Below are 21506 nucleotides of genomic sequence, written 5' to 3'. Positions count from 1 at the left end.
GTCGACAACTAACTTACTCCTGAGTAAGAATAGTAGCCACAGTTCGAGTCCATCTGAATGCGGGAGATACCAGTGACCACCAATGCCCGATCCACGCAGCAGCGTCATATCGCGCGTTCCACGCAGCCGCGTCGTGTCGCCGTCCTCGGTGGCAACCGGATCCCGTTCGCGCGTTCCGACCGCAAGTACGCACGCGCGTCCAACCAGGACATGTTCACCGCGACCCTCGACGGTCTCGTCAGCCGCTTCAACCTGCAGGGCGAGCGCCTCGGCGCCGTCGTGGGCGGGGCGGTGCTCAAGCACAGCCGCGACTTCAACCTCGTCCGTGAAAGCGTGCTCGGCAGTGCCCTGAGCCCCTACACCCCCGCGTGGGACCTGCAGCAGGCATGCGGCACCGGCCTGCAGTCGATCGTCTCGGTCGGCGACGCGATCGCCGCCGGCCGCATCGAAGCCGGCATCGGTGGCGGCGTCGACACCACCTCGGACGCCCCGATCGCGGTGAGCAACCCGCTGCGCGAATTCCTGCTCTCGCTCAACCGCGCACGCACGACCGCCGATCGGGTCAAGCTGCTCGGCAACGTGCGTCCGTCGATGCTCGGCATCGAGATTCCGCGCAACGGCGAGCCGCGCACCGGTCTGTCGATGGGGGAGCACGCTGCCATCACCGCCAAGGAATTCGGTGTCCGTCGTGAAGACCAGGACGAACTCGCCGTCGCGAGCCACCGCAATATGGCCGCCGCCTACGATCGCGGATTCTTCGACGACCTCGTCACCCCGTTCCTCGGGCTCACCCGCGACGACAACCTGCGCCCTGATTCGTCGGTCGAGAAGCTGTCGACGTTGAAGCCGGTCTTCGGCAACAAACTCGGCGACGCCACGATGACGGCGGGTAACTCGACCCCGCTCACCGATGGTGCGTCGGCGGCCCTGCTGTCGACCGAGGAATGGGCGGCCGAGCGCAATCTGCCGGTCCTCGCGTACCTCGTCGACTCCGAGACCGCCGCCGTCGACTACGTGCACGGCGGCGACGGACTGCTCATGGCACCTACCTACGCCATCCCGCGGCTGCTGGAGCGCAACGGCCTCACCTTGCAGGACTTCGATTTCTACGAAATCCACGAGGCCTTCGCGTCGGTGGTCCTCGCCACACTGCAGGCGTTCGAATCGAAGGAGTACTGCACCCAGCGACTCGGCCTCGATGCTCCGCTCGGCTCGATCGACCGCAGCAAGCTCAATGTCAACGGATCCTCACTCGCGGCGGGCCACCCGTTCGCCGCGACCGGCGGCCGTATCGTTGCTGCTCTCGCAAAGATGCTGCACGAGAAGAAGCAGGAGACGGGCAAGCCCGTTCGCGGCCTCATCTCGATCTGCGCTGCCGGTGGCCAGGGCGTGACGGCCATCCTCGAAGCGTGACGTTGCGGGGCGCCGAACACATTCGGATTTTTTTCTTCCGATGCGTGTAACACCCCTGCCGGCACGGCGATAGAACATACGACCCTGCTGGGCTACCTGACCCCCGACCTGGTAGCCCAGCAGGGTCTTTTGCGCATTCCGCCCGTAAACCGTTCAAGTCCGGGCGTTACCCTGGAGAACCGGTATCCGGCGCGCGGTTTACGACAAGCGTGCCCCGTCTGAAGGGACATCGGTGAGCGGCAACAACGGGACGAACGAGCCCGAGGCTACACACGACGACGTTCGCCCGACCGAACCGCAATCGCAGGCGGCGTCCTCGGCCGATGCTGCGGCGCCGGTCGATGCTGTCGCAGAGCACGGAGGCGCTGCGACACAGGACCTGAGCGGAACGGCTTCGACAGGGGACAGCGAGCCCGGACCGGAAGATCGGATCCCGGAGACGAGTGCCCCCGGTGGCGAAGCCGATATCGACGGATCCGAGGCGGCAACGACGCCTGTTTTCCGTGCTGCGCCTACCGCACCGGCTGCTGAACCGTCCGAGAAATCTGAAGCGTTCGAGACTGCTGAGACTTCTGAGGCAGCTGAAGCTCCCACCGCGGTCATTCCGGTGACGAAGATGCCGTCCGAGCAGAATCCGCCTCCGTCGGACGCTCCCACCGAACAGATGTCGCAGATCAAGGTGCCGCCCGCCCAGACCGCCGCGATGCCGCCCACATCGCCCACCGGCGCTGCCCCGCCCCCGGCGGGACCCCCGCCGGTCGCGCCGCCTCCCGGGGACGGCCCGAGTGGCCCGTCGGGTCCTGACAAGCCGTGGTCGAACCTCCCGAAGCGCACGATCGCGCTCGCCCTCGGCGGTGTGGCAGCGGTCCTCGTCCTCCTCTACGCCGTGGATGTCGCTATGAGTTCGGGAGAGGTGCCCCGTGGCGTGACTGTGGCCGGTGTCGAGATCGGCGGCGAATCGCTCGACGATGCCGAAGCAACTCTTCGCGACGAACTGGGTCCGCGGCTCGACGCTCCTGTTGCGGTGACCGCCGGTGACACCAGCGGTGAGATCGTGCCGTCGGAAGCGGGCCTGGGCATCGATTGGGATGCGACGCTCGCCCGGGTGGGCGAGCAGCCGCTCAATCCGTTCGTACGTCTGGCGTCGTTCTTCGGTAACGACGAAGTCGGTGTGGCCTCCACTCGCGACGACGCTGCTCTCGCCGCGTCGATCGATCTGGTGACCGCCGCCGCAGCGCACGAGCCGCGTGAAGGCAACATCGTGTTCGAGGACGGCACCCCCGTCCCCGTGACCCCGCAGCCCGGCCAACGTCTCGACGCGGAAGCAGCGTCGGACGTGTTCGCCGAGCGGTGGCCCTTCGGTGATGTGTCGTTGCCGGTCGAGAGTGTGGAAGTCACCGTCACCCGTGAGGGCCTCGATCGTGCACTCGCCGAGATCGCGGTGCCCGCGGTCGCATCGGACCTCGTGGTCACCGGTCTCGACGGCGCGGTCGCGACGTTGCCACGTCAGGACATCGGCGCAGTGCTCTCGTTCGCACCCGACGGCGAAGGCGGACTCGATCCGCAGTACCACCCCGAGGCTGCCATCGGGATCCTCGCGCCGCAGCTCGCCGACACGGAGACGGAACCGAAGGACGCCCAGATCGTGCTCGACGGAGGTCGTCCCGCAGTCGTTCCGGGAACGAAAGGCAATCTCGTCGATTGGGAGAAGACCCTCGAATCGCTGCCGCAGCTGCTCGCAACGGAAAACGGACGATCCGTCGAAGCCCTGTACAAGTCGGCCGATCCGGAGCTCACCACGGAAGCCGCCGAGAAGCTCGGGATCAACGAGGTGATCGGTGAGTTCAGCTCCGGTGGGTTCGAATACGCGTCCGGTGTGAACATCCGGATCGCGGCCTCGGAGATCAACGGTGCGCTCGTGAAGCCGGGAGAGACCTTCTCGCTCAACGGGTACACGGGCCCGCGCGGTGCAGCGGAAGGCTATGTCGAATCCGGCATCATCGAGGCGGGCCGGCCGGGTAAAGCCGTCGGCGGCGGTATCAGCCAGCTCGCGACGACCCTGTACAACGCGTCGTACTTCGCGGGTATGGAGGACGTCGACCACACCGAGCACAGCTACTACATCTCTCGGTATCCGGCTGCGCGTGAAGCAACGGTCTACGAGGGCGCAATCGATCTGGCGTTCCGCAACCCGTCGGAGACGACCGGAGTGCTGATCCAGACGATCTGGACCGACTCCGACATCACGGTGCGCCTGTGGGGCACGAAGACGGTCGACGTGCAGTCCATCACCGGCGATCGCACCAATTACACGTCGCCGAATACGATCACGCTGCCCGCGGGTGCGTCCTGCATCCCCTCCAGTGGTGCGCAGGGATTCACCGTGACGGACACGCGCATCGTCACCGACGTGAACACCGGCGCCCAGATCTCGAACAAGACGCGCACCGTTCGCTACGACCCGGTGCCCATCGTCAAGTGTGTGAGCCCAGAGCCGGAACCTGGCGACGAGCCGTCCGGTGGCGACGGTCCGTCGACGCCTGCATCCCCGCCGGGGAACGGCGACGCACCGGCTCCTGCGCCGGCCGAACCCGAGTCCGACACACCACAGACCGACACACCACAGGCAGACACACCACAGGCAGGTGAGCCCGCAGCGGCGCGTCCGTCTGCGGGTGATTTCGTGCCGGACTTCTCGGGTTTCCCGGGCGTCGACGACCAGTAGAAGGGCTCGTCGAGAGGGGATCTCGCTGAGCGGGAACTCGCTGTGGGCGCTGTGACGGCGCTCATAGCATCCCCGCAATGACCAATGTGATCAGAGCAGATTCCGACATGAGCGAGTTGCTCGGGAATCAGCAACAGAAGAACCGGGCGCAACGGTTGAGCTCTGCCGACGAGCGTCGCGCGCGGATCCAGCGAGTGATCGACATGCTCGTAGCTCGACGCGACGAGATCGTCGACGCGATCGATGAAGACTTCGGCGGCCGTCACCCGGGTTACTCGACCGTCAACGACGTACTCGGATCGCTGACGGCCCTGAAGTACGCGCGCGACCACCTCGAACAGTGGATGCAGCCCGAGCCGCGCGAAATGTTCGCCCCCTACGATCAGCTCGGTGCAACCGCGTCGGTGCAGTACCAGCCCAAGGGCTCCGTGTTGATCATCGGGACCTGGAACGCCCCGGTGTACACGCTCATGAGCCCCCTCGCCGGAGTGCTCGCGGCGGGGAACCGGGCGGTGCTGAAGCCCTCCGAAATCGCACCGCGCACCGCGCAGGTACTGGCCGACGCAGCCGAGGAGTTCCTCGATCCCGCCGACATCGCCGTCATCACCGGTGGTGTGGAGACCGCGCAGGCGCTCACAGCTCTGCCGTTCGACCACATCGTGTTCACGGGTGGCCAGGCCGCAGGCCGTTCGGTGCTCGAGAACGCCGCACGCAACCTGGTACCGGTCACCCTGGAACTCGGCGGTAAGTCACCGGTGATCGTCGGTCGCTCCGCCGATCTCGCGACAGCGGCGTTTCGCATCGCGGTCGGTAAGGCCACCAACGGCGGCCAGATCTGTGTCAGCGCTGACACTGTGTACGTACCGGTCGAGTCTCTCGAAGCATTCGTCGACGCGATTCGTGCGTCGTACGGCGAGCTGCTGCCCACGGCTACGGGTAATCCGGACGTGACGGCTGTCGTCGACGATCGGCATGTCGCGCGCATCGACGAGTATGTCCGCGAGGCAACGGAGCTGGGTGCGCGTATCGAGACGGTTCCCGATGAACCGATCGGTACCGCCGATCGTCGCCGTCCACTGCGAGTGGTAATCGATCCACCGCTGTCGGCAGCGATCTCGCAGGAGGAGATCTTCGGTCCCGCTATGGTGCTCCGGACCTACAGCGACGTCGAGCAGGTGCTCGGGCAGATCAATGCCGGGCCGAAACCTTTGGCCTTGTACTACTTCGGGCAGGACGAGCGGGAACAGTGCGCCGTCGTCGAATCCACCACGTCCGGCGGGGTCACGATCAACGAGTTGATGATGCATCCGGGGCTGCTCGATGCGCCGTTCGGTGGTGTCGGGGCATCCGGTATGGGTCATTACAACGGCCGCGAAGGTTTCCTCGAGTTCAGCCATGCCCGAGCCGTGTTCGTGGCATCGGAGCAGGATCCTCGTCGTGAGTGGGGAATGCTTCCCCCGCACGCCGACGGGTACCGTGCGGCAATGTCTGCGCAGGTGACGGCGGAATGAGAACTCGCGGAGCGATCATCCGGCAAGCGCCCGGTACCTACGAGATCGCCGAACTCGATCTGGACGAGCCGCGGCGCGGTGAACTGATGGTCCAGATGGTCGCGGCCGGGTTATGTCATTCCGACGACCACATCTCCTCCGGCGATCATGCTGTGGGTAGCTACCCCATCTGTGGTGGGCACGAGGGTGCGGGCATCGTCGTGCAGGTCGGGCCCGAGACGTACGGCTGGAGTGAGGGCGACCATGTGGTGTTCTCCTTCCTTGCCGCGTGCGGGCGGTGCCGGTGGTGTGCGAAGGGCTTGCAGAATCTGTGCGATCGCGGTGCCGCGATCATGACCGGAACCCGGCCGGACGATCCGGCAAGCTTCCGCATGAGTCTCGACGGCGCGCCCGTCGCGCAGACGTGCGGGCTGTCCACCTTCAGTGAATACACCACTGTCAGTGTCGATTCGGTGATCAAGGTCGAGAAGGATCTACCGCTCGACAAACTGTGTCTGCTCGGGTGCGGCGTGGGCACGGGCTGGGGAGCTGCCGTCAATTCCGCTGAGGTGTATCCCGGACAGACGATCATCGTGCAGGGCATCGGCGGCATCGGTATAAACGCGGTCCAGGGCGCAGCACACGCAGGCGCTGCCAGGATCATCGCTGTGGACCCCGTGCCGTTCAAGCGCGAGAGTGCCCTGAAGTTCGGTGCCACGCACGCTGTCTCGGACATGGCGGAGGCAACCGAGATCGCACGGTCGTTCACGAACGGGCAGGGCGCCGACGCGGCGATTGTCACGGTGGGCGTCACGACAGGGGACCACATCGCGGAGGCGTTCTCGTCGATTCGCAAGGCAGGCACCTGTGTGGTCACCGGGCTGGGTTCGATGGCCGACGTCGGAATCCCCATCAGCCCCATGGAATTGGTGCTGTATCAGAAGCGGCTGCAAGGTTCGTTGTTCGGCGCATCTGCGCCGACGGCCGATATCCCGTGGTTGATCGACCTGTACACCTCGGGCGTATTGAAGCTCGACGAGCTGATCACGTCCACATACAAGTTCGACGACATCGCTCAGGGCTTCACCGATATGCACGAGGGACGGAACCTGCGCGGGGTCGTCCTGTTCTGACCGCGCTACGACGACAGTGGCTCCCGCCGATTTCGGCGGGAGCCACTGTCGTGTTCTGCCCTGTCGTGTTGTTCTACGCGATCATCAGAACGCGGCTTCGTCGAGCTCCATGATGTCGAGGTCGACGTCGGTGATGATGCCTCGCGACGTGGTCAGGGTGGGCAGCACGTTCTTTGCGAAGAAGGATGCTGCTGCGACCTTGCCTTCGTAGAACGCCTTGTCCTTCGCGTCCGGTCCCGCGTCGAGAGCGGTGAGCGCGACCTCGGCGTGCTCGAGGAGCAGCCAGCCGATGAGCAGGTCGCCGAACGACTCGAGGAAGCGGACGGAGCCGAGACCGACCTTGTACAGCTCGGTGGGCTGTTCCTGCGCGCCCATGAGGAACTGGGTGAGGGTCGCGACCATCGACTGCGCATCTTCGAGTGCCGTGGCCAGGAGCGCGCGCTCCGGCTTGAGGCGCTGGTCGGCGGTGTCGGAATCGAGGAACTTCTTGACCTGCCCTGCGACGTGAGCGAGGGCGACGCCGCGGTCGCGGGCGATCTTGCGGAAGAAGAAGTCCTGCGCCTGGATTGCGGTGGTGCCCTCGTACAGGGAGTCGATCTTCGCGTCGCGGATGTACTGCTCGATCGGGTAGTCCTGCAGGAAGCCCGAGCCGCCGAAGGTCTGGAGCGAATCGGTGAGGTACTGGTAGGCCCGCTCGGAGCCGCAGCCCTTGACGACCGGCAGGAGCAGGTCGTTGATGCGGTGTGCGAGCGCGGCGTCGGCGCCCGAGACCTGCTCGGCGACGACGTCGTCCTGATGAGCGGCGGTGTAGAGGTACACGGCGCGCAGGCCTTCGGAGTAGGCCTTCTGCATGGCGAGCGACCGGCGGACGTCCGGGTGGTGCATGATCGACACGCGCGGCGCGGCCTTGTCGGACATCTGGGTCAGGTCGGCGCCCTGGATGCGTTCTTTGGCGTAGTCGAGTGCGTTGAGGTAGCCGGTCGACAGCGTCGCGATGGCCTTGGTGCCCACCATCATGCGGGCGTGCTCGATGACGTCGAACATCTGCGCGATGCCGTTGTGGACCTCGCCCACGAGCCAGCCCTGGGCCGGAACGCCGTGACCACCGAAGGTGACCTCGCAGGTCGCGGAGGCCTTGATGCCCATTTTGTGTTCGACGTTGGTGACGAACACACCGTTGCGCTCGCCCATCTCGTTCTTCTCGAAGTCGAAGTGGGTCTTCGGGACGAAGAACAGCGACAGGCCCTTGGTGCCCGGCCCTGCGCCTTCGGGGCGTGCGAGCACGAGATGGAAGATGTTCTCGAACAGATCGTCGGAGTCGGCGGAGGTGATGAACCGCTTGACGCCCTCGATGTGCCAGGAGCCGTCGTCCTGCTTGATGGCCTTGGTGCGGCCAGCGCCGACGTCGGAGCCGGCGTCGGGTTCGGTGAGGACCATGGTGGCGCCCCAGCCGCGCTCGACGCAGGTGGTGGCCCACTTCTTCTGCTCGTCCGTGCCGTTGTCGAAGAGTACGCCGGCGAATGCCGGGCCTGCCGCGTACATGAAGGCGGCGGGCTGCGCTCCGAGCATCATTTCGTTGACCGCCCACAGGAGGCTGCGCGGCGACTCGGTGCCGCCGATTTCCTCGGGGATGCCCATGGACCAGTATCCGGCGTCCCACCAGGCGCGGAAGGCCTTCTTGAACGGCTCGGGGAGGGTTACCGAGTGGGTGTCGGGATCGAAGGTCGGGGGGTTGCGGTCGGCGTCGGCGAAGCCTTCGGCGGCCGGACCCTCGGCGAGGGCTTTGACCTCGGAGAGGATGCCGCGTGCGGTCTCTTCGTCGAGGTCGCCGAACTTGCCGGCTTCGAGGACCTTCTGAATCTTCAGGAACTCGAAGAGGTTGAACTCGAGGTCGCGGAGGTTGCTCTTGTAATGGCCCATGTCTGTGCTCTGTCTCCCCAGTGCGGTCCGGTGTCTGCCTAGTACCGCCCAAGTTTATTACTCGTCGGTAACATCTCTATGTTACTCGCCAGGCAACTAACTGCCAAGGCCGATTTTACGGGCAACCACGAGTGCGTCGATGGCGGTTCCGGAAACTGTTTCTCGGAATCTCCGTTCCGCTACCTGGATTTCCAGCCTTCCGTCGATTTCGTCGACGATATCGGTTGGGGTGTAAAGGATTTCACTGTCCTGAGGTCCGCCGACTCCCTCGTCGATATTCGTCCTGTCGTGTCCCAGAAATATGAGGATTCCGTCAGGTTCGAGCGAATTGATCGCATTGTCGAGCAGTGCTGCGCGCTCCGCCGGAGGGAAGTGCAGGAATACGGCGAGGATCAGGTCATAGTGGCCCTCGAATGAGCCCTGCGTCACATCCGAATGCGTGTACTGCAAGCGATCACGCGACCGTTTCGGCGCCTGCGCCGCGACCTGCCGGGCCTTGTCGAGGGCCACCTCGGAGAAATCCGTACCCAGTACTTCCCAGCCGCGCGTCGCGAGCCAGAGGGAGTGCCTGCCCTCGCCGCACCCCAGGTCGAGTGCGCGACCATGCGGAAGGGCGGTGGCGAACTCGACCACGACGGGGTTCGGCGGTGCCCCCCACACCAGTTCGGCAGCCTGATACTTCTCATCCCACTCATGTGCATCCATGAGGGGAAAGGTAGTCGTCCGCGACCTCGGCCCGCCTGCACTGGAACGAGTTCCAATAGGGGTGTCGCGGACGGTTTTCTCGACCCGCGATACCGTGTTCCGACGGCGATGCTAGGACAGCAGCGCCATGACGATGTAGAGGAGTTTTCCGGATGGGTGCACAGATCGCCGCTCCAGCGCCGTTGCGGAACAGTGTGCTGCTCGGGTTGGGTGTCCACCGCCCGGAGCGTGTCGTCACGAACGAAGAGATCTGCCGGCTGATCGATTCGAGCGACGAATGGATCCAGTCGCGCTCCGGCATCAAGGAGCGTCGATTCGCGAAGGCGCACCCCGAGGAAACGATCGTCGAGATGTCGGTCTCCGCCGCTGGGAAAGCTCTCGAGGCCGCGAAGCTGACCGGCGCGCAGATCGACACCGTGATCGTCGCGTGCTCCACCTACGGTTTCCAGACTCCGCAGGCCGCTGCGCTCGTCGCCGACAAGATCGGCACGAACGGCGCCGCCGCGCTCGATATCCAGGCAGGCTGTGCAGGCTTCTGCTACGCGCTGGGTGTCGCATCCGACCTCGTCCGCGCCGGATCGGCGACGAACGTGCTCGTCGTCGGCGTCGAGCGGATGAGCGACGCCACCAACCCCACCGACCGCTCCGTGCGATTCATCTTCGGTGACGGTGCGGGCGCCGTGGTCGTCGGCGCATCCGACGAAGTGGGCATCGGCCCCACAGTGTGGGGGTCCGACGGCTCCCAGGGCAACGCGATCCGGCAGGAACCCGACTGGGTCGACTTCGCGCAGAACCCCACCCAACCGCGTCCGTGGATCATCATGGAGGGCACCGCGGTGTTCCGTTGGGCAGCCTTCGAGATGAGCAAGTACGTGCGTCAGGTCGCCGACAAGGCCGGTATCGCACTCGAAGATCTCGACGCCTTCGTGCCGCACCAGGCGAACCTGCGGATCAACGACGTCATCGTCCGTCAGCTCGAACTGCCCGACAGTGTGGCGGTCGCCGACGACATCATCGAGACCGGCAACACTTCGGCGGCGTCCATCCCGCTCGCCATGGAGAAGATGCTGCGTACCGGGCAGGTGGAGCCGGGTGCCACTGCGCTGCTGCTCGCCTTCGGCGCCGGCCTGTCCTTCGCGGGCCAGGTAGTCAAGATGCCGCCGCTGGCCCAGTAGTTCATGGCCGGTGAGAAGAAGCCATCGATCCCTCGATGGCTCTGGTTGCTGTGTTTCGTCGCGGTCTCCGTGGCCGTGGTTCTTCTCGAACCGTACGACTCCGACTCGTCGGGAGCTGTCACCTCCCCGGGTGGCCCCGGGCCATCCTCGACCTACAGTGGTTCCGCCGCGCTGCAGGCACTCGCCGCGCTTCCGGTGCGTGATGCCGCCTCGCAGTCCGGCTACGAACGGGAAGAGTTCGGCTCCGCGTGGACCGACAGCGTCACCGTCGAGTTCGGCAAGAACGGCTGCGACACGCGCAACGACATCCTCAAACGCGACCTCGTGCACATCTCCCTCGAGCCTGCCACCAAGGACTGCACCGTGCGCACGGGCACGCTTCACGACCCGTACACCGGTAACGAGATCTTCTTCCGGCGTGGCACGGCCACGTCGTCGCAGGTCCAGATCGACCACGTCGTCGCCCTGTCCAACGCGTGGAAGACCGGCGCGCAGCAACTCGACGAGCAGCAGCGCAGGAATCTGGCGAACGATCCTCGCAACCTGATCGCGGTCGACGGGCCCACCAACCAGTCGAAGGGCGACTCCGACGCCGCGCAGTGGCTTCCGCCCAACGCCGCGTACCACTGCGACTACGTGGCGCAGCAGGTCGAGGTCAAAACCGTCTACCAGTTATGGGTGACGCCCGCCGAGCGCGAGGCGATGTCCCGGGTCCTCGCTTCCTGCTGATCCGGCGCCCGGGTGCACGGGAGCACAGACGGCCTTCACCCACCCGCACAGCACTTGAATATCATCGTTGTGTCGCACGTAACCTGAGACGCGACGCGATTCCGGTGGCCACACCCGGTGCTGTTCGGAATCGGACCGATACGACGTGGGAGAACCGCCATGAGCGCCGATAAACCGAAGATCATCTACACGTTGACAGACGAGGCGCCGCTACTTGCGACGCACGCCTTCCTGCCCATCGTGCGCACCTTCGCCGGTGCCGCGGGCATCGAGGTCGAGTCGAGCGACATTTCGGTGTCGGCGCGGATCCTGGCCGCGTTCCCCGACCGCCTCACCGAGGAGCAGCGCGTTCCGGACACCCTTGCAGAGCTGGGACGTCTGACGCAGCTGCCGGAAACCAACATCATCAAACTGCCCAACATCAGCGCCTCCGTGCCGCAGCTCCTCGCAGCGATCAAGGAATTGCAGGGCAAGGGCTACGCGATCCCGGATTTCCCGGACGACCCCAAGACCGACGAAGAGCGCGACATCCGGGAGCGCTACGGCAAGATCCTCGGCAGCGCCGTCAACCCGGTCCTGCGTGAAGGTAACTCCGACCGGCGTGCACCCCGCGCAGTGAAGGAATACGCCCGCAAGCACCCGCACAGCATGGGTGAGTGGTCGATGGCGTCGCGCAGCCACGTCGCGCACATGCAGCACGGCGACTTCTACCACGGTGAGAAGTCGATGACGCTCGACAAGGCACGCAAGGTCCGCATGGAGCTGGTGACCAAGGGCGGCGAGACCATCGTTCTCAAGCCCGAGGTGAGCCTCGGCGAGGGCGACATCATGGACAGCATGTTCATGAGCAAGAAGGCTCTGCTCGAGTTCTACGAGGCGCAGATGGAGGATGCACGCAAGACCGGCGTGATGTTCTCCCTGCACGTCAAGGCGACGATGATGAAGGTCTCGCACCCCATCGTTTTCGGTCACGCAGTGAAGGTCTTCTACAAGGACGCCTTCGCCAAGCATCAGGCGCTGTTCGACGAACTGGGCGTCAACGTCAACAACGGCCTCGTCGACCTCTACGACAAGATCGAGACGCTGCCGAGCACACAGCGTGAAGAGATCATCAAGGACCTGCACGAGTGCCACGAGCACCGTCCCGAGCTGGCGATGGTCGACTCGGCCAACGGCATCTCGAACTTCCATTCGCCCAGCGACGTCATCGTCGATGCTTCGATGCCCGCGATGATCCGCATGGGCGGCAAGATGTACGGCGCCGACGGTCGGCCCAAGGACGCCAAGGCAGTGATGCCGGAGTCCACCTTCGCACGCATCTACCAGGAGATCATCAACTTCTGCAAGACCAACGGTGCGTTCGACCCCACCACCATGGGCACCGTCCCCAACGTCGGGCTCATGGCGCAGAAGGCCGAGGAGTACGGCTCGCACGACAAGACCTTCGAGATCCCGGAGGACGGCGAGGCCAACTTCGTGGACGCCGACACCGGCGAGGTGCTGCTCACCCAGCACGTCGAGGCAGGCGACATCTGGCGCATGTGCACCGTCAAGGACGCGCCGATCCGCGACTGGGTCAAGCTCGCGGTCACTCGTGCACGCAACTCCGGCATGCCGGTGCTGTTCTGGCTCGACCCGTACCGTCCGCACGAGAACGAGCTGATCAAGAAGGTCGAGCTGTACCTGAAGGATCACGACACCGAGGGTCTCGACATCCAGATCATGTCGCAGGTGCGCTCGATGCGGTACACGCTGGAACGGGTGATCCGCGGACTGGACACCATCGCCGCGACCGGCAATATCCTGCGCGACTACCTGACCGATCTGTTCCCGATCCTGGAACTCGGCACCAGCGCGAAGATGCTGTCCGTCGTCCCGCTGATGGCAGGCGGCGGCATGTACGAGACGGGCGCGGGCGGTTCGGCTCCCAAGCACGTCAAGCAGCTCGTCGAGGAGAATCACCTGCGTTGGGATTCGCTCGGTGAGTTCCTGGCGTTGGCTGTCAGCCTCGAAGACCTCGGCATCAAGAACAACAACGAGCACGCCAAGATCCTGGCGGACGCTCTGGACGCCGCGACCGGCAAGCTGCTGGACGAGAACAAGAACCCGTCCCGCAAGACCGGCGAGCTCGACAACCGGGGTAGCCAGTACTACCTCGCGCTGTACTGGGCCCAGGAACTCGCTGCGCAGACCGAGGACAAGGAGCTCGCGGAGCGCTTCGCCCCGCTCGCCCGGACCTTGGCCGAGAACGAGGAGACCATCGTCCGCGAGCTCATCGAGGTACAGGGCTCCCCTGTCGACATCGGTGGTTACTACCAGCTCGACCGTGAGAAGGCCGACGCGGTGATGCGGCCGAGCAAGACCCTCAACGACGCGCTGGGGTCCCTGCAGGTCTGATTTCCCACAGAACGATCTGTGACACCCATTGCGGATCTTTCGCAGGCCGCGATGGGTGTCTTTCGTTCAGTCGAGAAGCGCGTCGACGATCTCGTCCTCCGACAGCAGCACATGTGCCGCCGCCGGACCCAGCGGCACGAAACTGTCGCGGCTCGTGACGCGGGCGATCCGTCCGGGGTAGGACGCGTCGACGAGCGCGGCGATCACCGATTCCGAGACCGACCCACTGCGACGCGTCTCGTCGACGACCAGGACTCGCGGGAACCGCATCGCGTGCTCGGTGAGCGCGGTCAGCGGCAGCGGCGCGAGCCACTGCAGGTCGAGTACCGTCACACAGATACGCGGCGCGCGGCGTGCGGCACGCAGGCTCATCCGCACACCGTTGCCGAACGTCACCACCAGGACGTCCTGGCCGTCACCGTAGGTGCGCACCGTGCCCGGCGCGATCGGCGCGGGGTCGGGGAACTGCTGCCACTGTCCGTCGCCGTCGTCGTACAAATCGCGCTGATGGTATAGCGCGATCGGTTCGACGAACACGCATACGCGACCTTCGGTGCGGGCCAGGGTCGAACACGCGCGTAGCAGGCCACCGGCCGTTGCCGGATCGGAGGGCACGGCGAGAACCACGCCCGGAATGTCGCGTAGTGCCGCAACGGAATTGTCGTTGTGGAAGTGGCCGCCGAATCCGCGCTGATACGGCAGACCGGCGATGCGCACCACCATCGGGTTTTCGAAACAGCTGTCGGAGAAGAACTTCAGGGTCGCTGCCTCGCCGCGCAACTGATCCTCTGCATTGTGCAGATAGGCGAGATATTGGATCTCGGGGATGGGCAGCATCCCGCCCACCGCGAACCCGAGGGCGGTGCCGAGGATCGTCTGTTCGTCGAGCAACGTATCGAACACCCGGAGCGCACCGAAGTGCTCCTGCATACCGCGTGTCACCCCGTACACGCCGCCCTTGGCGCCCACGTCCTCCCCGAACACGCATGCCTCCGGAAACTCCTCGAGGATATGCCCGAGGGTGCGGTTGACGGCCTGCGCGAGCGTAAGCGGCTCCGGTGGGCGCGGATGCGGGTCGTCGACGGCATGCCCCCTGGCGTGAGTATGCAGCGGACGCATCACCTGGGCTGCGGATTCGAGCCGCGGGGGATGATGCAGCGTGTCGGCAACCTCGGCCACTTCAGCGCGCACCGATTCGTAGCGTGCGACGAGTTCGGCGGGGGTGCGGAGATCCCGTGCGACGAGTTCGGCGGCCGTGGCGAGCAGCGGGTCGAGTGCGTAGTCGGCGGTGATCTCGTCGCGACTACGGTAGGCGCTCTCGACATCCGATCCGGCATGGCCGAGAAACCGCACTGTCTTCAGGTGGAGGATTGCGGGGGAGCGTGTCGCGCGGACCTGCTCGACGAGTTCGCCGGCGGTGACGAGTGTGGAGACCGTGTCGGCGCCGTCGACCGCGCGGTACTCGACGCCCGGATACCGCGAGAGCGTCTGCTCGATCCATCCGTCGGGGCTGCGCACGCTGATTCCGAGGCCGTTGTCCTCACACACCAGCAACAGCGGCACCGGCAGGCCGCGATATGTGCAGTACGCGGCGGCGTTGACTGCCCCCGTCGCCGTCGAATGGTTTGCCGAGGCGTCGCCGAAACTGCACACCACCACCGAGTCCGTCGGCCAGGGGCAGTCGAGGCCGAGTTTCTGCATGCGTCCCAGTGCCAGTGCGAGGCCGAGGGAACGCGGCAGATGCGATGCGATCGTCGAGGTCTGCGGCAGGATGCTCAGCGAGGGATTGCCGAACACTTTGTGCCGTCCCGCGGAGATCGGATCGAGAGTGGATGCGGCGCACCCCGCGAGCACGTCGCGGATCGGCGTCGTGCCGTCTTTACGCGACGCGCGCGCAGCATAGAAGCCACCCGAACGGTAGTGCAGCAGAGCGGGATCGGTGAGTCGGGTGAGCAGGCCGAGCGCGGCATTCGATTCGTGCCCCGCGGAACCTATCGTGTAGAAGCCCGCACCGCGCCGCTGCATCTCGCGAGCCGCGAAGTCGAGGTGCCGCGACTGCAGTTGCGCGTCGAAACAGTCGAGCACCAGCGCGTCGTCGACCCTGCGGTCGGGAGTCCTCGTCGGGAGGGCCCGGAGCGCCGTGAGGAAATGGTCGTCGAGCGGCTCTGCCGTCATGCCTCAATTTGTACGCTGGCCTCAGCGCACCCGGAGGTCGATCGGCTGACCGTCGTTCGGAAAGGGCAACGACGTGAAGTTCATCGGCGCGACGTAATCGGCGGGAACATGCCATCGGTAGCGCAACAATAGGTGATGCAGCACCGTTTTGATCTCGGCTCCGGAGAAGTGCATGCCGAGACAGCGGTGGGCGCCCCCACCGAACGGCGACCACGCGTACTTGTGTACGCGATCCTCGCGGCGCTCCGGGGAGAACCGTCCCGGGTCGAAGTGTTCGGGATCGGGCCACAGGTCGGGCATGTGGTGGCTGTAGTGCAGGCCGACGTTCATCAGGGTGCCCTTCGGAATGAAATGCCCGAGGATCTCGGTGTCGGCGACCGCGCGGCGTACGATGCCGGGCACGGGGGTGACGAGACGCTGACATTCCTTGATGACGAGATCGAGCGTGGTGAGCTGGTCGAGTTGCTCGAACGTCGGTGCCGACGTGCCGAGGGCTTCCGACTCGTTGCGGCACGCCTGCTGCCAGTGCGGGAACTGCCCGAGATATTGCAGCGCGGTCGACAATGTGATCGTCGAGGTGTCGTGCGCCGCCATCATCAGGAAGATCATGTGGTTCACGACATCGTCGTCCGAGAACCGTTCTCCGTCTTCGGATTCGACATGGCACAGCACCGAGAACAGATCGTCGCCCTCATATGTGCGCCGCGCGGGCAGGTAGCGTCGGAAGAATTCTTCGAGTCGCGCGCGGCCCTGGACCCCGCGCCGCCACCTGCTGCCGGGCAGCGGATAACGCACGATGGCCGTCGATGCCTGTACGCACCCGATGAATGCCTTGTTGACCTCGTCCATCTCGCGGGCCGACGAGCCTTCGGCGCCGCCCATGAAGATCGACGTGGCGAGGCCGAGGGTGAGTTCCTTGATGGCGGGGTAGGCGCGGAAGTCTTCTCGGGGCGTCCAGTTGTCGAGGGTCTTCTCGATCGCCGGGTGCATCGCCTCGGTGTACCTGGCGATGCGGTCGCGAGTGAAGGCCTGCGACATGATTCGCCGGTGCGCGGTGTGTTCGTCGCCGTCGAGCAGCATCAGCCCCCGGTCGAAGAACGGGCCGATGAGCACGCGCCATCCGGCACCGTTGACGAGCGCGCGGTCGCGGTTCTGGAGAGCGGCGCCGCACGCGTCGGGTCCGAGGAGTACGACCCACGGGTTGCCTGCGAAGTGGAACCACGACACGGGCCCGTGCTCGCGGTAGCGCTTGTCGTACGCCTCGAGCGGGTTGCGCATGTAGTCGAGGGCGTACCCGATGTAGGGCAGTCCTTTGTCGCCGGGGACGGGCGTGAGCCCGGGAGGTGCGGGGGCAAGCGTCTTCGTCACGGTCGACTCCACGGTTCGCATCTGACATAGCGTGTTGTCAGATAACTGTAACTCGAATCACATCTATCTGAGGGCATTTGCTTGCCATCGGAGATGCAGCACGATCGACAGGCGCGCCCCGGTCGCATCCGTGATGCAGGGCACATGACATGCTGACCGGCATGGTCGACGTCGCACGTCCGAAGCTGGAAGGCACAGTCGCGGTTGGGGGAGGGCGCAGGCTCGGATTCGCCGAATTCGGGTCCCCGCAGGGCCGCGCGGTGTTCTGGCTACACGGCACCCCGGGTGCACGCAGGCAGATCCCGATCGAGGCCAGGGCATACGCCGAACGGGAGAACGTGCGGCTGATCGGGTTGGATCGTCCCGGAATCGGCTCGTCGACACCCCACACCTACGACCGCGTGCTCTCGTTCGCCGACGACCTCCGGATCGTCGCCGACACCCTCGGTGTCGACCGCATGGGCATTGTCGGTCTCTCCGGCGGCGGCCCCTACACACTCGCGTCGGCCTACGCGATGCCCGAACGTGTCGTCGGGGTCGCGGTGCTCGGCGGGGTCGCGCCGGTCGTCGGTCCAGACGCGATGTCGGGTGGTCTGATGCAACTCGGCTCCCTCCTCGCGCCGCTGCTTGCGAGGGGCGGGGTGCCCATCGGCGCGGCGACGAGCGCCGCGATCCGCGTCGTCAGGCCGTTCGCGTCGCCGATCATCGACCTGTACGGGCGGCTGTCGCCGGAAGCCGATCGACGGTTACTGGCACGCCCCGAGTTCAAGGCGATGTTCCTCGACGACCTGCTCAACGGCAGTCGGAAGCAGATGGCGGCACCCTTCGCCGACATCGTCGCGTTCACCCGTGACTGGGGTTTCCGGGTGCCCGACGTGAAGGCTCCGGTGCGGTGGTGGCACGGCGACACCGACCACATAATCCCCTTCGAGCACGGTCTGCACATGGTGGATCTGCTGCCCGATGCCGAGTTCCATCATCTGCCCGGCGAGAGTCATCTCGGTGGGCTCGGTGCGTCGGAGGAGATCCTCACGACCGTGCTGAAACTGTGGGACGCCGCCGAGCACTGATCCGCTGCGTCGCCCGGCCTACCGCGATCGGTCGAGCAGAGCGAGCACCGTCTTCAGTTCGGTGGCATCGACCTGTCCGGGCGCCGATGGGGTGCCCACCATCCCGAACGTCGCGGCAGACCCGAACACCTGGCCCGCCAGCCGTGAGATCACGCCGAGCCCACCCATCGACATGGTGATGATCGGGCGGGTCGCATGCTCCTCGTGCATGAGGCGGGTGGCATCGAGCAGCGTCAGAACGTCCGCGGTGGATTTCGGCATCACCGCCATCTTGCAGATGTCGGCGCCCAGATCCTGCATGGCACACAGCCGCGCGACGATGTCGTCGCGCCCGGGGGTGCCGTCGAAGTCGTGGTTCGACGCGACCACCGCGACACCGTGCGCGTGGGAGGCCTCGATGACCCGTCGCACGGCGGCAGGGTCGCGGCGATACTCGACGTCGACGAGATCGACCGCCCCCGACGCCGCGAGCGCGACGTTCAGTGCCGAGTAATCGTCGTCGCTGATCGCGGCCTCACCACCTTCGTGTGCGGTGCGGAACGTCGCCAGAAGCGGCACGCCGTCGAGTTGTTCGGCGAGGGCACGTGCCTGCGTGACGACGGCATCCGGGTCTTCGAAAGCGGTGAAGAAGTCGACACGCCACTCGACGAGGTCGGTGCGGCCGGTGAGGGCCTCGACCTGGCCGCGGAGCGCATCGGGGGCGGATCCGGTGATCGGCACGAACACCTTGGGGGTGCCTTCGCCGATCGTCACACCTTTGACACGGACCGGTGTGATCGCTTCACCCATCATCGACTCCTGCGCTGGTTGCCTGTGACGGAAGCCTAGTTCGGCCGCAGGCAACCGGGACGTCAGGGTCTGCGCTCCTGCGCATCCGTGTCGTGGGCGGTCCGCGCAACCTCGGTGTGCACGGTTTCCGCCGCTGCATCGGAGGCATGGACCTTGTTCGGGTCGGCCACGGCCTCACCGCGCGCGATCATGCCCGCTTCGTCGGACAGCGGGATCTCCTTGATGAGCCACGCGAGCAGGAACGCGATGACCAGGAACGGCACGAGGTACCAGAACACGGGTGCCAGCGAGTCGGCGTAGGCGCTGACGATGCCGTCCCTGATCGGCTCGGGAAGCTGTTTCATGATCGCGGGGTCGAGCGTTGCGGTGGCCTGACCTGCCTGCTCGGGGTCGGCGCCGGCCTCGGTGAACACTGTGGTCAGGTTCTCCGCGAGCTTGTTGGTGAAGATCGTGCCGAAGATCGCGACGCCCAGCGCGCCGCCCACCTCGCGGAAGTAGTTGTTGGTGCTGGTGGCGGTGCCGATCTCGTCGACGGGCACGGCGTTCTGCACGACGAGCACGACGACCTGCATGACCAGGCCCAGACCGACGCCGAAGACGAAGAGCATCGCGCACACGACCCACAGCGGGGTGTTGCCCTGCAGGGTCGTCAGCCACAGCATCCCGCCCACCATGACCGCGGTGCCGACGATCGGATAGATCTTGTATCGCTGAGTCTTCGTGATCGCGAGACCCGACGCGATGGTCGTCAGCATCATGCCTCCCATCATCGGAAGCAACAGTAGGCCCGACACCGCCGCAGAAGTACCGGACGACATCTGCAGGAACGTCGGCATGAATGCGAGCGCCGCGAACATGCCGAGGCCGATGACGAATCCGATCGCGGTGGCGTTGACGAAGATCGAGTTGCGGAACAGCGACAGCGGGATGATCGGGTCTTCTGCGCGCGACTCGATGAGCACGAACAGGCACACGGCGATAACGAGCCCGGCACCGAACATCCACGTCATCGGATCGGTCCAGCCGCGATCCGCGCTGCCGCCGAAGTCGGTGAAGAAGATCAAGCAGGTCGTCGCGACGGAGAGCGCCACGATACCGGGAATGTCGATTTTCTTGGTGGGCTTCTTGACAGGCAGAGTGAGCATGAACCACGAGATGAGGAACGCGATGATGCCGATCGGGATGTTGATGTAGAAGCACCACTCCCACGACAGGTGGTCGACGAAGAACCCGCCGAGCAGTGGTCCTCCGACAGCGGCGAGACCGAAGATCGCGCCTAGAGGGCCCATGTACTTGCCGCGTTCGCTCGCGGGAACGATGTCGGCGATGATCGCCTGCGACAGGATCATCAGACCGCCGCCACCGAGCCCCTGCATCGCGCGGAACACCACGAAGGTCCAGAAGTCGTCGGTGAACGCGCAGCCCACCGACGCGAGTGTGAATACCGCGATCGCAATGAGGAACAGGTGGCGGCGACCGAAGACGTCGCCGAGCTTGCCGTATACGGGCATGACGATCGTGGTGGCGAGCAGATATGCGGTGGTGATCCACGCCTGGTGTTCGACTCCGCCGAGCTGACCGACGATCGTCGGCATCGCGGTGGAGACGATGGTCTGGTCGAGGCTGGCCAGGAGCATCCCGGCGATCAGCGCACTGAAGATGATCCAGATGCGTCTCTGGGTCAGAACCAAGGGTTCGTCGGTGGTGGTGGTCACGGGGTTCCTGTCGAATCGGCGAGGTCGAGCGGTTGTCCGAAGAGCTGTGCGGCAATGGAGATGTTGCGTATCAGCAGTTCTTCGAAAGAGCTGGTGTTGTCGTCGCTGAAGAATTCGTCGACGGTATTGAAGGTGAGTGAGAGGGTGACGCCCACGATCGCGCGGGGGAGCGGATCGTCGGGCGGGAGGCCTTCTCTCCGCGCCACGAGAAGTGCGAACTCGCGCTGCTGTGTTTCGCCGACGGCCAGGAGCTTGGCCAGCAACTGCGGCTCGGTGCGGACGATGTCCCGGAACAGCTGGTGTCTTTGCCGGGTGAAGTCGTTGTGGCGGGCGCGGGTGAGCACGAGCCGGGTGATGTCACTGAGCAGGGTCGGGGACAATCCGGTGTGAGCGCCTGTCCCGCGCGCGACGAAGCGGTCCTGCTCCTCTTCGGGGAATCCGACTTCGTGTTCGCCGAAGACGGCGTCTTCCTTGGTGGGGAAATAGTTGAAGAAGGTGCGCCGCGAAATACCGACGTGGTCGCAGAGTTCCTCGACGGTGAACCCCGACAGGCCTCGTTCGGCCGTGAGTGCGCGCGCCTGTGAAACGAGGGCATCGTACGTGCGTTGCATACGCCGGCTCCGCCGGCCACACGCAGATATTGCACCTTCGCTCACAAGGTGCAATCTTGCACTCGTTTGCTTAGGAGTGCAAAAAATGTGT

The 21506-nt window shown here is 65.3% G+C and carries 15 protein-coding genes; 8 read left to right on the top strand and 7 right to left on the bottom strand.

All coding sequences use genetic code 11. The features are described from left to right. Window positions 1–57 precede the first annotated feature (57 nt). The 4 genes from ACTDXD_RS05960 to ACTDXD_RS05945 all read left to right on the top strand — a co-directional run bounded on the left by ACTDXD_RS05960 (window position 58) and on the right by ACTDXD_RS05945 (window position 6761). Entirely contained in the window at window positions 58–1413 is a 1356-nt protein-coding gene (locus tag ACTDXD_RS05960; RefSeq protein ID WP_440126248.1) for an acetyl-CoA C-acetyltransferase, read from the top strand. Between the two features lie 232 nt (window positions 1414–1645). Continuing rightward, on the top strand, window positions 1646–4138 hold the full coding sequence (locus ACTDXD_RS05955) for a VanW family protein (protein WP_440126247.1): 2493 nt from the start codon (window positions 1646–1648) through the stop codon (window positions 4136–4138). 77 nt (window positions 4139–4215) lie between these two features. Then, a complete protein-coding gene (locus ACTDXD_RS05950) occupies window positions 4216–5649 on the top strand; it encodes an aldehyde dehydrogenase family protein (RefSeq protein ID WP_440126246.1) in 1434 nt (477 codons plus the stop codon). Then, window positions 5646–6761: an NDMA-dependent alcohol dehydrogenase gene (locus tag ACTDXD_RS05945; RefSeq protein WP_440126245.1), complete on the top strand. Its 1116-nt coding sequence runs from the start codon at window positions 5646–5648 to the stop codon at window positions 6759–6761. The genes ACTDXD_RS05950 and ACTDXD_RS05945 overlap by 4 nt, the downstream gene beginning before the upstream one ends. Before the next feature lie 84 nt (window positions 6762–6845). Here the strand turns inward: ACTDXD_RS05945 and ACTDXD_RS05940 are convergent, their stop codons facing one another. Further along, window positions 6846–8681: an acyl-CoA dehydrogenase gene (locus ACTDXD_RS05940; protein ID WP_440126244.1), complete on the bottom strand. Its 1836-nt coding sequence runs from the start codon at window positions 8679–8681 to the stop codon at window positions 6846–6848. A 96-nt stretch (window positions 8682–8777) separates the two neighbouring features. Further along, window positions 8778–9386 carry a class I SAM-dependent methyltransferase gene (locus ACTDXD_RS05935; protein WP_440126243.1) on the bottom strand — a complete coding sequence of 203 codons (609 nt, stop codon included), beginning with the start codon at window positions 9384–9386 and terminating at the stop codon, window positions 8778–8780. A 152-nt stretch (window positions 9387–9538) separates the two neighbouring features. On the opposite strand from ACTDXD_RS05935, the gene ACTDXD_RS05930 reads away from it, so the two are divergent. The 3 genes from ACTDXD_RS05930 (at window position 9539) to ACTDXD_RS05920 (ending at window position 13687) form a co-directional block, all read left to right on the top strand. Next, on the top strand, window positions 9539–10561 hold the full coding sequence (locus tag ACTDXD_RS05930; protein WP_440126242.1) for a beta-ketoacyl-ACP synthase III: 1023 nt from the start codon (window positions 9539–9541) through the stop codon (window positions 10559–10561). A 3-nt stretch (window positions 10562–10564) separates the two neighbouring features. Further along, window positions 10565–11290 (top strand): HNH endonuclease family protein, encoded by a 726-nt coding sequence (locus ACTDXD_RS05925; RefSeq protein WP_440126241.1) that lies wholly within the window; start codon window positions 10565–10567, stop codon window positions 11288–11290. Window positions 11291–11449: 159 nt separating this feature from the next. Then, window positions 11450–13687, top strand: coding sequence for an NADP-dependent isocitrate dehydrogenase (locus tag ACTDXD_RS05920; protein ID WP_440126240.1), 2238 nt, complete (start codon window positions 11450–11452; stop codon window positions 13685–13687). 66 nt (window positions 13688–13753) lie between these two features. Here ACTDXD_RS05920 and ACTDXD_RS05915 read toward each other — a convergent pair whose 3' ends face one another. Together ACTDXD_RS05915 and ACTDXD_RS05910 are read right to left on the bottom strand one after the other, a co-directional pair. Continuing rightward, window positions 13754–15862 (bottom strand): thiamine pyrophosphate-dependent enzyme, encoded by a 2109-nt coding sequence (locus ACTDXD_RS05915; protein ID WP_440126239.1) that lies wholly within the window; start codon window positions 15860–15862, stop codon window positions 13754–13756. Between the two features lie 21 nt (window positions 15863–15883). Then, the gene (locus tag ACTDXD_RS05910; RefSeq protein WP_440126238.1) at window positions 15884–17230 is read right to left on the bottom strand and encodes a cytochrome P450; all 1347 of its coding nucleotides are present in this window, start codon (window positions 17228–17230) and stop codon (window positions 15884–15886) included. Window positions 17231–17391: 161 nt separating this feature from the next. Between ACTDXD_RS05910 and ACTDXD_RS05905 the strand changes: the two genes are divergently transcribed. After that, window positions 17392–18300, top strand: a complete 909-nt coding sequence (locus tag ACTDXD_RS05905; protein WP_240958968.1) for an alpha/beta fold hydrolase — start codon at window positions 17392–17394, stop codon at window positions 18298–18300. 18 nt (window positions 18301–18318) lie between these two features. Here ACTDXD_RS05905 and aroD read toward each other — a convergent pair whose 3' ends face one another. Genes aroD through ACTDXD_RS05890 form a run of 3 tightly spaced genes read right to left on the bottom strand, consistent with a single transcriptional unit; the run spans window position 18319 to window position 21415 of the window. Next, complete coding sequence (aroD, locus tag ACTDXD_RS05900; protein WP_440126237.1) at window positions 18319–19092, bottom strand: type I 3-dehydroquinate dehydratase; 774 nt, start codon at window positions 19090–19092, stop codon at window positions 18319–18321. A gap of 59 nt (window positions 19093–19151) precedes the next feature. Further along, window positions 19152–20804 carry an MDR family MFS transporter gene (locus ACTDXD_RS05895; RefSeq protein ID WP_440126236.1) on the bottom strand — a complete coding sequence of 551 codons (1653 nt, stop codon included), beginning with the start codon at window positions 20802–20804 and terminating at the stop codon, window positions 19152–19154. Beyond that, window positions 20801–21415 (bottom strand): TetR/AcrR family transcriptional regulator, encoded by a 615-nt coding sequence (locus ACTDXD_RS05890; protein WP_440126235.1) that lies wholly within the window; start codon window positions 21413–21415, stop codon window positions 20801–20803. Before ACTDXD_RS05890 ends, ACTDXD_RS05895 begins: the two co-directional genes overlap by 4 nt. Window positions 21416–21506: the final 91 nt, after the last annotated feature.

It is taken from the genome of Rhodococcus sp. SJ-3, from assembly GCF_051918125.1.
In the GTDB taxonomy this organism is placed as follows: Bacteria; Actinomycetota; Actinomycetes; order Mycobacteriales; family Mycobacteriaceae; genus Rhodococcus.
This window is presented reverse-complemented; position numbering and strand designations above follow the sequence as displayed.